Annotated in this window: 12 protein-coding genes; 11 read left to right on the forward strand and 1 reads right to left on the reverse strand. The window is 72.4% G+C overall.

Going from position 1 to position 12,123, the window contains the following annotated elements; translation table 11 throughout:
- The first annotated feature begins 135 nt into the window (after nt 1–135).
- The 10 genes from hisD to bdeA (OG257_RS28390) all read left to right on the forward strand — a co-directional run bounded on the left by hisD (nt 136) and on the right by bdeA (OG257_RS28390) (nt 8,154).
- The gene (hisD, locus tag OG257_RS28345; RefSeq protein ID WP_329212062.1) at nt 136–1,458 is read left to right on the forward strand and encodes a histidinol dehydrogenase; all 1,323 of its coding nucleotides are present in this window, start codon (nt 136–138) and stop codon (nt 1,456–1,458) included.
- Nucleotides 1,455–2,582, forward strand: a complete 1,128-nt coding sequence (locus OG257_RS28350; RefSeq protein WP_329212064.1) for a histidinol-phosphate transaminase — start codon at nt 1,455–1,457, stop codon at nt 2,580–2,582. Before hisD ends, OG257_RS28350 begins: the two co-directional genes overlap by 4 nt.
- Complete coding sequence (gene hisB, locus OG257_RS28355) at nt 2,579–3,172, forward strand: imidazoleglycerol-phosphate dehydratase HisB (RefSeq protein ID WP_031098999.1); 594 nt, start codon at nt 2,579–2,581, stop codon at nt 3,170–3,172. Before OG257_RS28350 ends, hisB begins: the two co-directional genes overlap by 4 nt.
- On the forward strand, nt 3,169–3,336 hold the full coding sequence (locus tag OG257_RS28360; protein ID WP_014045382.1) for a hypothetical protein: 168 nt from the start codon (nt 3,169–3,171) through the stop codon (nt 3,334–3,336). The genes hisB and OG257_RS28360 overlap by 4 nt, the downstream gene beginning before the upstream one ends.
- 10 nt (nt 3,337–3,346) lie before the next feature.
- Nucleotides 3,347–3,988: an imidazole glycerol phosphate synthase subunit HisH gene (gene hisH / locus OG257_RS28365; RefSeq protein ID WP_329212068.1), complete on the forward strand. Its 642-nt coding sequence runs from the start codon at nt 3,347–3,349 to the stop codon at nt 3,986–3,988.
- The gene (gene priA, locus OG257_RS28370) at nt 3,988–4,713 is read left to right on the forward strand and encodes a bifunctional 1-(5-phosphoribosyl)-5-((5-phosphoribosylamino)methylideneamino)imidazole-4-carboxamide isomerase/phosphoribosylanthranilate isomerase PriA (RefSeq protein WP_329212070.1); all 726 of its coding nucleotides are present in this window, start codon (nt 3,988–3,990) and stop codon (nt 4,711–4,713) included. Before hisH ends, priA begins: the two co-directional genes overlap by 1 nt.
- The gene (locus OG257_RS28375) at nt 4,710–5,108 is read left to right on the forward strand and encodes a RidA family protein (RefSeq protein ID WP_329212072.1); all 399 of its coding nucleotides are present in this window, start codon (nt 4,710–4,712) and stop codon (nt 5,106–5,108) included. Before priA ends, OG257_RS28375 begins: the two co-directional genes overlap by 4 nt.
- Nucleotides 5,105–5,860 carry an imidazole glycerol phosphate synthase subunit HisF gene (hisF, locus tag OG257_RS28380; RefSeq protein WP_329212074.1) on the forward strand — a complete coding sequence of 252 codons (756 nt, stop codon included), beginning with the start codon at nt 5,105–5,107 and terminating at the stop codon, nt 5,858–5,860. Before OG257_RS28375 ends, hisF begins: the two co-directional genes overlap by 4 nt.
- A gap of 232 nt (nt 5,861–6,092) precedes the next feature.
- A complete protein-coding gene (bdeA, locus tag OG257_RS28385; protein ID WP_329215393.1) occupies nt 6,093–6,977 on the forward strand; it encodes a bis(hydroxyethyl) terephthalate hydrolase in 885 nt (294 codons plus the stop codon).
- A gap of 241 nt (nt 6,978–7,218) precedes the next feature.
- Nucleotides 7,219–8,154, forward strand: coding sequence for a bis(hydroxyethyl) terephthalate hydrolase (gene bdeA / locus OG257_RS28390; RefSeq protein WP_329212075.1), 936 nt, complete (start codon nt 7,219–7,221; stop codon nt 8,152–8,154).
- Nucleotides 8,155–8,222: 68 nt separating this feature from the next.
- On the opposite strand, the gene OG257_RS28395 is transcribed toward bdeA (OG257_RS28390), so the two are convergent.
- Nucleotides 8,223–8,996, reverse strand: a complete 774-nt coding sequence (locus OG257_RS28395; RefSeq protein WP_329212077.1) for an alpha/beta fold hydrolase — start codon at nt 8,994–8,996, stop codon at nt 8,223–8,225.
- A gap of 160 nt (nt 8,997–9,156) precedes the next feature.
- On the opposite strand from OG257_RS28395, the gene OG257_RS28400 reads away from it, so the two are divergent.
- Complete coding sequence (locus tag OG257_RS28400; RefSeq protein ID WP_329212079.1) at nt 9,157–11,907, forward strand: helix-turn-helix transcriptional regulator; 2,751 nt, start codon at nt 9,157–9,159, stop codon at nt 11,905–11,907.
- Nucleotides 11,908–12,123 lie beyond the last annotated feature (216 nt).

Consider the following 12,123-nt stretch of genomic DNA (forward strand, 5'->3'; position numbering starts at 1 on the left):
GTCCCGCGCTTCGTACAACCGTTCTTCCCTCTGTGTGACGACGTGAACGCTAGTAGTCAGCTGTGACAGCCGGGACATGTATCAGCCAGTGATACGGACGACCGGACGCCGGAACCGGTCTGAGAGAATTGCGGGGTGATCTCTCGAATCGATCTGCGCGGTACCGCCCTCCCCGAGGGCGGCGCCCTGCGCGACCTGCTGCCCCGTGCCGAGTTCGACGTGGAAGCCGCCCTGGAGACGGTGCGGCCCATCTGCGAGGACGTACGCCATCGTGGCTCCGCGGCAGTGATCGAGTGGGGGGAGAAACTCGACGGCGTGCGGCTCGACTCGATCCGGGTCCCGGCCGCCACGATCACCGGGGCGCTGGAGCAGCTCGACCCCGCCGTTCGGGCCGCGCTCGAGGAGTCGATCCGCCGCGCCCGCCTCGTCCACCGCGAGCAGCGCCGCACCACGCACACCACCCAGGTCGTCCCCGGCGGCACGGTCACCGAGAAGTGGGTGCCCGTCGAGCGCGTCGGGCTGTACGTGCCGGGCGGGCGCTCGGTCTACCCCTCGTCCGTCGTCATGAACGTGGTCCCGGCCCAGGAGGCCGGCGTCGAGGGCATCGCCGTCGCCTCCCCGCCGCAGAAGGAGTTCGGCGGGCTGCCGCACCCCACGATCCTCGCCGCATGCGCCCTCCTCGGCGTCGACGAGGTGTACGCCGCCGGCGGCTCCCAGGCCATCGCGATGTTCGCGTACGGCACCGAGGACTGCCTGCCGGTCAACCTCGTCACCGGCCCCGGCAACATCTACGTCGCCGCCGCCAAGCGCCTCCTCAAGGGCCGCATCGGCATCGACGCCGAGGCCGGACCCACCGAGATCGCGATCCTCGCCGACGCGAGCGCCGACCCGGCGCACGTCGCCGCCGACCTGATCAGCCAGGCCGAGCACGACCCGATGGCCGCCGCGGTGCTCGTCACCGACTCCGAGGAGCTGGCCGCAGCCACCGAGGCCGAACTGCGGCCCCAGGTCGCCGCGACCAAGCACGTCTCGGACCGGATCGAACCCGCGCTGGCCGGCCGCCAGTCCGCGATCGTCCTGGTCAACGACCTGGAGGACGGCCTCAAGGTCGTCGACGCGTACGCCGCCGAGCACCTGGAGATCCAGACGGAGAACGCGGCCGCCGTCGCCGACCGGGTCCGCAACGCCGGTGCGATCTTCGTCGGCCCGTTCTCGCCCGTCTCCCTCGGCGACTACTGCGCCGGCTCCAACCACGTCCTGCCCACCGGTGGCTGCGCCTGCCACTCCTCGGGCCTGTCCGTGCAGTCCTTCCTGCGCGGCATCCACATCGTCGACTACACCCGTGACGCGCTCGCCGAGGTCACCCACCACGTCGTGACCCTCGCCGAGGCCGAGGACCTCCCCGCCCACGGCGCCGCGCTCAAGGCCAGGTTCGGCTGGAAGGTTCCGCAGCAGTGAGCAACGACAGCACCACGCGCAACGCCTGGGACGACCTCCCGATCCGCGACGAGCTGCGCGGCCAGTCCCCGTACGGCGCGCCGCAACTCGACGTACCGGTCCGGCTGAACACCAACGAGAACCCCTACCCGCTCCCCGACGCGCTCGTCGACCGCATCGCCGAGCGCGTCCGCGAGGCCGCCCGGAACCTCAACCGCTACCCCGACCGCGACGCCGTGGAGCTCCGCACCGAGCTGGCCCGCTACCTCACCCGCACCGCCGGGTACGGAGTCGGGTACACGAACGTCTGGGCGGCCAACGGCTCCAACGAGGTGCTCCAGCAGCTGCTGCAGACCTTCGGCGGCCCCGGGCGCACCGCGATCGGCTTCGAGCCCTCGTACTCGATGCACGCCCTCATCGCACGCGGCACCGGCACCGGCTGGATCTCCGGACCGCGCAACGAGGACTTCACGATCGACGTGGAGGCGGCGAAGAAGGCCATCGCCGAGCACCGCCCCGAGGTGGTCTTCATCACCTCGCCCAACAACCCCACCGGCACCGCCGTCGACGCGGCCACCGTCCTCGCGCTGTACGACGCCGCCCAGGCGGCACGTCCCTCGATGGTCGTCATCGACGAGGCGTACGGCGAGTTCAGCCACCACCCCTCCCTGCTCCCGCTGATCGAGGGCCGCCCGAACCTGGTGCTCTCGCGCACCATGTCCAAGGCGTTCGGCGCCGCGGGCCTGCGCCTCGGCTACCTCGCCGCCGATCCGGCCGTCGTCGACGCCGTCCAGCTGGTGCGCCTGCCGTACCACCTGTCCTCCGTCACCCAGGCCACCGCGCTCGCCGCCCTGGAGCACACCGATACGCTGCTCGGGTACGTCGCGCAGCTCAAGCGTGAGCGCGACCGGCTGGTCGACGGCCTGCGGGAGCTCGGCTTCGCCGTCACCGACTCGGACGCCAACTTCGTCCAGTTCGGCCGCTTCGCCGACAGCCACACCGCCTGGCAGCAGATCCTCGACCGGGGCGTCCTGGTCCGGGACAACGGCGTACCGGGGTGGCTGCGGGTCTCCGCGGGAACCCCGGAAGAGAACGACGCGTTCCTCGATGCGGTGCGCGAACTGAAGAAGGAGCACGACGCATGAGCCGCGTAGGCAGGGTGGAGCGGACCACCAAGGAGACCTCCGTGCTCGTCGAGATCAACCTCGACGGCACCGGCAAGGTCGATGTCGCGACCGGGGTCGGCTTCTACGACCACATGCTCGACCAGCTCGGCCGCCACGGCCTCTTCGACCTCACGGTCAAGACCGAGGGCGACCTGCACATCGACTCGCACCACACGATCGAGGACACCGCCCTCGCGCTCGGCGCCGCCTTCAAGCAGGCACTCGGCGACAAGGTCGGCATCTACCGCTTCGGCAACTGCACCGTCCCGCTGGACGAGTCGCTCGCCCAGGTCACCGTCGACCTCTCCGGCCGCCCGTACCTGGTGCACACCGAGCCCGAGAAGATGGCGCCGATGATCGGCGAGTACGACACGACGATGACCCGGCACATCCTGGAGTCCTTCGTCGCACAGGCGCAGATCGCCCTGCACGTCCACGTCCCGTACGGCCGCAACGCCCACCACATCGTGGAGTGCCAGTTCAAGGCGCTCGCGCGCGCCCTGCGGTACGCCAGCGAGCACGACCCGCGCGCAGCCGGGATTCTTCCGTCCACGAAGGGCGCCCTGTGACCGGCCTCAACACCGTGCTGATCGTCGTCGGCCTCTTCCTGGCCGGCGGCGTCTACTCCTTCTGGAAGCAGGGGATGCCCAAGGGCGTCGTCGTGCTTCTCGGGATCGGATCCGTGATGTGCCTGGTCGCAGGCATCATGCGGATCCAGGGAATCTGGGACTGAGGGCAGGACTGTGAGCGAAAGCAAGAAGGTCGTCGTCTTCGACTACGGCTTCGGCAACGTGCGTTCCGCCGAGCGGGCCCTCGCCCACGTCGGCGCGGACGTGGAGATCACCCGCGACTTCGACCGCGCGATGAACGCCGACGGGCTGCTCGTCCCCGGCGTGGGCGCCTTCTCGGCCTGCATGGAAGGGCTGAAGCGGGCCCGCGGCGAATGGATCATCGGCCGCAGGCTGTCCGGCGGCCGTCCCGTCATGGGCATCTGTGTCGGCATGCAGATCCTGTTCGAGCGCGGCATCGAGCACGGGGTGGAGACCGAGGGCCTCGACGAGTGGCCCGGCACCGTCGGACCGCTCAAGGCCGACGTCGTCCCGCACATGGGCTGGAACACCGTCGAATCCCCCGAGGGCTCGCAGCTCTTCGCGGGACTCGACCCCGAGTCCCGCTACTACTTCGTGCACTCCTACGCCGCGCACGACTGGTCCCTCGAAGTCACCAACGCCAAGATCCGTGCCCCCAAGGTCACTTGGGCGACACACGGAGAGCGGTTCGTGGCAGCCGTGGAGAACGGCGCGCTGTGGGCCACCCAGTTCCACCCCGAGAAGTCCGGCGATGCCGGCGCCCAGCTGCTGACCAACTGGATCGAGACGCTGTAATGCCGAAGCTTGAACTGCTCCCCGCCGTCGACGTCCGCGACGGCCAGGCCGTCCGCCTCGTACACGGCGAGTCCGGCTCCGAGACCTCCTACGGCTCGCCGCTGGAAGCCGCCCTCGCCTGGCAGAGCTCCGGGGCCGAGTGGCTGCACCTCGTCGACCTGGACGCCGCCTTCGGCACCGGCGACAACCGTGCGCTGATCGCCGAAGTGGCCGGCGCCATGGACATCAAGGTCGAGCTCTCCGGCGGCATCCGCGACGACGCCTCGCTCGCCGCGGCCCTCGCCACCGGCTGCCGCCGGGTCAACCTCGGCACCGCCGCCCTGGAGACCCCCGAGTGGGTCGCCAAGGTCATCGCCGAGCACGGCGACCAGATCGCGGTCGGCCTCGACGTCCGCGGCACGACACTGCGCGGCCGCGGCTGGACCCGCGACGGCGGCGACCTCTACGAGACGCTCGCCCGCCTCGACTCCGAGGGCTGCGCCCGCTACGTCGTCACCGACATCGCCAAGGACGGCACCCTGCAGGGCCCCAACCTGGAGCTCCTGAGGAACGTCTGCGCCGCCACCGACAAGCCCGTCGTCGCCTCCGGCGGCGTCTCCTCGCTGGACGACCTGCGGGCGATCTCCCTGCTCGTCCCGGAAGGCGTCGAGGGCGCGATCGTCGGCAAGGCGCTGTACGCGAAGGCGTTCACCCTGGAGGAGGCACTGGAGGCGGTCTCCGTATGACGGACTCCGTACGCCGCATCTCCTCCGGCGCCCCCTGGGAGGAGAAGTTCGGCTACTCCCGCGCGGTGGAACTCCCGGGCGGCCTCGTGCTGGTCTCCGGCTGCACCTCGGTCGTGGGCGGCCAGATCTCGGCCGGCAGCCCGTACGAGCAGGCCATCACCTCCTTCCAGGTCGCCTTCGACGCGCTGAAGCAGGCCGGCCTCGGACGCGAGGACGTCGTCCGCACCCGGATGTACATCACGCACGCCAGGGACGTCGACGAGGTGGGCCGCGCGCACAAGGAGCTGTTCGACGACGTGCGCCCCGCCGCCTCCATGATCATCGTGTCCGGCTTCGTCGACCCCAGCCTGGTCGTCGAGGTCGAGGTCGAGGCCTACCGGGCAGGTGAGCGATGACGCTCGCCGTACGGGTCATCCCGTGCCTGGACGTGGACAACGGCCGCGTCGTCAAGGGCGTCAACTTCCAGAACCTGCGCGACGCGGGCGACCCCGTCGAGATGGCCAAGCTGTACGACGCCGAGGGCGCCGACGAGCTGACCTTCCTCGACATCACCGCCTCCAGCGGCGACCGGGAGACGACGTACGACGTGGTGCGGCGCACCGCCGAGCAGGTCTTCATCCCGCTCACGGTCGGCGGTGGCGTCCGCACCCCCGACGACGTGGACAAGCTGCTGCGGGCCGGGGCCGACAAGGTCGGGGTCAACACCGCGGCCATCGCCCGCCCCGAGCTGATCCGGGAGATCGCCGAACGCTTCGGGCGCCAGGTGCTCGTGCTCTCCGTCGACGCCCGCCGCACCCCCGAGGGCACCTTCGAGGTGACGACGCACGGCGGCCGCAGGGGCACCGGCATCGACGCCGTCGAGTGGGCCCACCGGGCAGCCGAGCTCGGCGCGGGCGAGATCCTGCTCAACTCGATGGACGCCGACGGCACGAAGGACGGCTACGACACCGAGATGATCAAGGCCGTACGGGCGCACGTCACCGTCCCCGTCATCGCATCCGGTGGTGCGGGCCGGCTGTCGGACTTCCCGCCGGCCATCGAGGCGGGAGCCGACGCGGTCCTGGCCGCGTCCGTCTTCCACTTCGGTGACCTGCGGATCTCCGAGGTCAAGGGTGCTCTCCGGGAGGCCGGACACCCGGTCCGCTGACCCGGGGGAGAGAAGGGCCGGTCGCGAAGACCGGCCATCTCGCCGATGTGTGCGCACGGGGTGCGGCGCGAGTGTGGCGACCGTCAACGAATGACGGCGGTACCCACGCGGTGCACCCCGAAGGCCCGGGACGACGGGTCGAAGGCTGCCGCGTTGTGGCTCCGCCACAACCGAGAGGACCCCCCTCGTGCAGCACCTCCCCTCCGGCGACATCTCCCCACGCAGCCACCGGATGTCGAAGAGCCGCTCCCGCACCATCAAGCTCGCCGTCGCAGCCGCGGCCGCGACGGCCGGTCTGGTCACCGCTCTGATGCCGGGCGCCCAGGCCGCCGACAACCCCTACGAGCGTGGTCCGGCACCGACCAATGCGAGTATCGAGGCAAGCCGCGGTTCGTACGCGACGTCCCAGGCGACCGTGTCCTCACTGAGCGTCAGGGGCTTCGGCGGCGGGACGATCTACTACCCGACGTCCACCGCGGACGGTACCTTCGGCGCGGTCGTCATCTCGCCCGGGTTCACGGCGTACCAGTCGAGCATCGCCTGGCTGGGAACGCGCCTCGCCTCGCAGGGCTTCGTCGTCTTCACGATCGACACCAACACGACGTCGGACCAGCCGGCCAGCCGTGGTGACCAGCTGCTCGCCGCGCTGGACTACCTCACCGAGGACAGCTCGGTCCGCACCCGGATCGACGCCTCCAGGCTCGGCGTGATGGGCCACTCCATGGGCGGCGGTGGCACGCTGGAGGCCGCGAAGGACCGTCCGTCGCTGCAGGCGGCGATCCCGCTGACCGGCTGGAACACCGACAAGACCTGGCCCGAGGTGAAGACCCCGACCCTCGTGATCGGCGCGGACGGCGACACGATCGCCCCCGTCGCCACCCACTCGGAGCCGTTCTACAACTCGCTGCCGAGTTCGCTGGACAAGGCGTACCTGGAGCTGCGGGGAGCCACCCACTTCACCCCGAACTCGTCGAACACGACGATCGCGAAGTACAGCATCTCGTGGCTGAAGCGCTTCATCGACAATGACACCCGCTACGAGCAGTTCCTCTGCCCGCTGCCGTCGACCAGCCTGACGATCGCCGAGTACAAGGGCAACTGCCCGCACACCTCCTGACCCACAGGACCAGGGGCCGGGCCGCGTGACGCGGCCCGGCCCTTCGTGCTGCCCGGGCCCGCCCGCCGGCAGCCCGTGGCGAAGACCGGTGATATCGCCGATGTGCGCGCAGGGGGTGCACCGCGAAAGTGGCGAATGTCAGCGAATGACGGCGCTAGCCACGCGGTGCACCCCCCGATGGCCCCCGGACGAGGGGCCGTCGGCTGTCGCGGTGGTTCCGCCACAACCGAGAGGATCCCCAGTGCAGCAGCACCTCCCCTCCGGCGACATCTCCCCGCGCCGCCACCGGATGTCCAAGAGCCGCTCCCGCACCATCAGGCTCGGCCTCGCAGCCGCGGCCGCCACGGCCGGTCTGGTCACCGCGCTCATCCCCGGTGGAGCCCAGGCCGCCGACAACCCCTACGAGCGTGGTCCGGCACCGAGCAACTCGAGTATCGAGGCGCTCCGCGGCTCGTACGCGACGTCCCAGACGTCCGTGTCCTCACTGAGCGTCAGAGGCTTCGGCGGCGGCACGATCTATTACCCGACGTCCACCTCCGACGGCACCTTCGGCGCGGTCGTCATCTCGCCCGGCTTCACCGCCTACGAGTCGAGCATCGCCTGGCTGGGAACGCGCCTCGCCTCGCAGGGCTTCGTCGTCTTCACCATCGACACCAACACCACGGTGGACCAGCCGGCCAGCCGTGGTGACCAGCTGCTCGCCGCGCTGGACTACCTCACCGAGGACAGCTCGGTCCGCAGCCGGGTCGACGCCTCCAGGCTCGGTGTGATGGGCCACTCCATGGGTGGTGGCGGCACGCTGGAGGCCGCGAAGGACCGTCCGTCGCTGCAGGCGGCGATCCCGCTGACCGGCTGGAACACCGACAAGACCTGGCCCGAGGTGAAGACCCCGACCCTCGTGATCGGCGCGGACGGCGACACGATCGCCCCCGTCGCCACGCACTCCAAGCCGTTCTACAACTCGCTGCCGAGTTCGCTGGACAAGGCGTACCTGGAGCTGCGGGGAGCCACCCACTTCACCCCGAACTCGTCGAACACGACGATCGCGAAGTACAGCATCTCGTGGCTGAAGCGCTTCATCGACAATGACACCCGCTACGAGCAGTTCCTCTGCCCGCTGCCGTCGACCAGCCTGACGATCGCCGAGTACAAGGGCAACTGCCCGCACACCTCGTAGCCGACGGGGGGACGACGGGGGCCGGGCCGCGCGTACCGCGGTCCGGCCCCCGTCGCGCTGCCCGGGCCTCAGTCCTCGGCCAGGAACCGGGTGATGGCCCCGGCGAAACCCGGATCCCGTACGACGGTCAGATGGTCGCCGGGCAGCACGGTCAGCTCCGCCCCGGCGATCGCGTCGGCCAGCACCCCGGGCCGTATCGCGAGAGGATCGCCCTCCCCGGCGAGGACGAGCGTGGGGACCTTGATCCGGTCCAGCGGCAGCGCGTCCCGGTGCACCGAACGGATCTGCGCCGCCAGCGCGAACCGGTCCGAACCCGACACATCGGCCAGCACCCGGAAGCCGCGGGTCCGCTCCGGGACATCGGCCGCGTCCTCGGCCGTGAGCGCGGCCGACACCAGCTCCGGAGGCATCGCCCGGGTGTCCAGACCGCCCACCTCCACCGCGCCCGCACCGATCCCGCCGACCACCAGGCGGCTGATCCGCGTGTCGTCGGCCGCCGCGAGCAGCGCCACCACGGCGCCCATGGAATAGCCCGCGACATGCACCCGCTCCGCGCCGATGCGGTCGATCAGCAGGCGCACATCACGGGCCATCAGCGACTCGCCGTAGTACGTGTCGCCGTGCGGCTTGTCCGAGTCGCCGTGACCGCGCGCGTCCAGGGCGTACACCCGGCGGCCCTGCGCGACCAGTGCCTCGACGACCCCGGGGCCCTCCCAGTTCAGCCGGGCATGGGCGGCGAAGCCGTGCAGGAGCACCACCGGGGGCAGTGCGCCGGCCGGGCTCCCGGACCAGGACCAGTACCGAAGGGTCAGACCGTCGTGTGTACGGAATTCATCAGTCATGCACCGACGTTACGGGCGGGTGCGGCACACCGGCCCGGGACTGTGCCCCCGCACAGCCCGCACCGCGTTCTGTTGGGAGCCCGCACCGCTCCGGGCCGCCCCGGACGGGGGAGCGGACGCGAACCTTCCGACGCTGTTTACGCGGAAGTAACGTGAGAGCGTGACCCTAACGACGACCGTGCACAGTCCGCTCCGGCTGTACGGCCGCAGCGGTGAACTCGCCATCCTGGAAACCCTCTTGGGGCGGCTGCGGGCAGGGGACGGCGGAGCGCTCGTGCTCACCTCGCCCCCCGGCCTCGGCCGCACCGCCCTCCTGCGGCAGGCAGCAGCCGACTACTTCGCACGCCGCGAAGGGCCCGTGCTGTACGCCTCCGCCGCCCCCGCCGAGGAACGGCTGCCCTACAGCGGGCTGCACGCCCTGCTCTGCTCCGCGCAGGGCCCCCTGGCCGTCTCCCCCGACCGCGTCCTGCGCACCGGGATCACCCCCGGCGGCCTGCTCGGCCTGCTGCGCGGCCTCGGCGCCGAACGGCCGCTGCTGGTCTGCGTGGACGACGCCCACGCCTGGGACCCCGACTCGCGGGCCGCGCTCGGCTTCGCGGCACGCAGACTCGGCGCGGGCAGCCGCGTCGCCGTGGTGATCGGCTCCGCCGACGAGACCACCTTCGCCGGACTGCCCGCCCTGCGCCTCGGCCCGCTCGACGACGACGCGGCAGCCGCACTCCTGGACCGGCTCACCGACGCCACGGGCGATGTCGACCCGGTCGTCCGCAGCGAACTCCTGCGGGAAGCGGCCGGGAACCCCCGGCTGCTCGCCGGCCTCGTCGGCCGCCTGACCGCCGACCAGTTGGCCGGGCGCACCGCGCTGCCCTACCCGCTGCCCGGCGGCGAGAGCGTCCTCGACGCCCACGCCGCCCATCTCGACGGACTCGACCCGGACACCCACACCCTCCTGCTGCTGGCCGCGGCCGCGGAGGAACACGAACCCGACGGGGCGGGCGCGGACGCCGCCCTGCTGCTGCGGGCAGGAGCCCGCGCCGGACTGGTACCCGCCCACCTGGACCGCGTCCTGTTCGCACCCGCGGGCAGCGCGGGGGCACTCCAACGGGCCGGAAGCCGCGTGCACTTCAGTCATCCGCTGCTGCGCCGCGCGGTCCTGCACAGGGCGCCGACGGCCCGGCGCAGGGCGGTGCACGAACTGCTCGCCACCCTGCTCGGCGGGCCCGGATCGCCCCCGCTGCCCGCACTCGTCCAGCGGGCCTGCGCCGCACCCGGGCCCGACACCGCACTCGCCGGGCAACTCGTGGCGGCGGCCGTCGCCCCCCGCCCGCACGCCGAACGGTCGGCCGCGCTCGCGCGCGCCGCCGCGCTCTCCACCGACGACGCACAGCGCGGCGCGCGCTTCGCGGCCGCCGCCGAACAGGCCCGGCTCGCAGGCGACACCGGCCGGGCCCGCGCCATGCTGGCCCGCGTAGGCGCCCACCCCGCCGGAGGCGTCGCACCCTACGTACGCGGCATGCTCGCCCTGCGCGACGGACCGGCGGCCGACGCGCGCGAGGCCCTCCTGAACGCGGCGACACTGCTCGCGCCGCACGATCCGCGCCGCACCCTGGACGCCCTGTTCGGCGCTGCGGAGGCCGCCTGGGCCATGGGGGACGCCATCGCCTATCTGGACGCCATGAACCGTATCCCCGTCGCCCCGGCCGACCGGGCCACGGTCCAGTACCGCGCCGGGATGTGCGCCGTACTCGGCGGGCGCACCGTCGCGGGCCACGCCCTGCTGCGGTGCTGCCTGGACTGGGCCGACCGTGCGGAGGAACCCGACGAGCTGCTGAGGGCCGCCGTCTCGGCCCTGGTGCTCGGCGAGGTCGACGCGGCCTGCCGGACGGGAGCCCGTGCGCTCGCCGCCGTACGCACGCGTGGGCCCGAGGCCCTGCTGCCGCACGCCCTGGAGAACCTCGCCTACGCCGAACTACGGGCCGGACGGCACGCCAGGGCCCGTGCCCACGCGCTGGAGGGCCTGCATGCCGCCCGGCGCACGGGACAGCCCAACGCCGCCACCCATCTGCACGCCGTACTGGCGCTCGCCGCCTCGGTGGAAGGGCCCGCGGAAGCGTGTGCGGCCCATGCCGACGCCGCACTGGCCGGCGCCGGTCCGCACGGTCTGACCCAGGCGGCGACCCTCGCCACCTGGGCGGTGGCCCGCGCGGACCTCGCGGCCGGACGGCCCGGCGAGGCGGCTGCCCGGCTCGGGCCACTGGTGCGGCCCGGACCGCGGATGGGGCACTTCGCCGTCCGGTTGCTCGCCATCCCGTGCTACATCGAGGCGGTGGCCCTCTCCGGCCGGGCCGACGACGGCACGGACGGCCTGGCCGAGGCCGTCGAGGAGTTCGCGCTGTGGACCTCCCGGACCACCGACCCGCAGGCCCCCGCCCAACTGGCGCGCTGCCGGGCCCTCCTGGCACCGCAGGAGGAGGCCGCCGCGCGGTACGAGGAGGCGCTCGCCCACCACGACCGTGCGGGCGGCGACTTCGAGCGCGCCCGCACCCAGCTGCTCCACGGCCAGCTGCTGCGGCGCAGGCGCCGCACCCGTGAGGCCCGCGGCCCGCTGCGCGACGCCCTGGTCGCCTTCGAACGCTGCTCGGCCCGCGCCTGGGCCGACCGGGCGGGCGGGGAGCTGCGGGCGGCCGGGGAAGCGGTGGACGTGCCCGACCAGGGCGGGGCGGGGCCGCTCGCCGGGCTGACCCCGCAGCAGCAGCGGATCGCCCGCTGTGTGGCGGAGGGCGCCACGAACCGCGAGGTGGCGGTGCGGCTCTCGGTGAGCCCGCGGACGGTCGACCACCACCTGCGCAACGTGTTCGCGGCGCTGGGGGTCAGGTCCAGGACCGAGCTCGCCAGGCTGCTGGACCGCTAGCGTCTCTCGGTCGGCCTCGGTCGGCCTCGGTCGGCCTTGGTCGGCCTCGGGCGGATCGTGCCGGCCGCTTCCGGCAGTCCCGCCGCAGGTCCGAGGGGTGTCGCGGGCCGGGCGGGGCGTGCCGGTGCCGCCCGTGTTACATCGAGGTTGCAGGACCGTGATGAGAAGAACGCCGCACACCCCTAGGTACCGACCGGGCGGTATGCCATTCTGCGG

Source organism: Streptomyces sp. NBC_00683 (genome assembly GCF_036226745.1).
GTDB lineage: Bacteria > Actinomycetota > Actinomycetes > Streptomycetales > Streptomycetaceae > Streptomyces.

Coding starts and splice junctions, on each gene's coding strand:
- hisB (WP_031098999.1), top strand. CDS start 2,579: ATGAGCCGCGTAGGCAGGGTGGAGCGGACCACCAAGGAGACCTCCGTG.
- priA (WP_329212070.1), top strand. CDS start 3,988: ATGCCGAAGCTTGAACTGCTCCCCGCCGTCGACGTCCGCGACGGCCAG.
- OG257_RS28375 (WP_329212072.1), top strand. CDS start 4,710: ATGACGGACTCCGTACGCCGCATCTCCTCCGGCGCCCCCTGGGAGGAG.
- hisF (WP_329212074.1), top strand. CDS start 5,105: ATGACGCTCGCCGTACGGGTCATCCCGTGCCTGGACGTGGACAACGGC.
- bdeA (WP_329215393.1), top strand. CDS start 6,093: ATGTCGAAGAGCCGCTCCCGCACCATCAAGCTCGCCGTCGCAGCCGCG.
- OG257_RS28395 (WP_329212077.1), bottom strand. CDS start 8,996: ATGACTGATGAATTCCGTACACACGACGGTCTGACCCTTCGGTACTGG.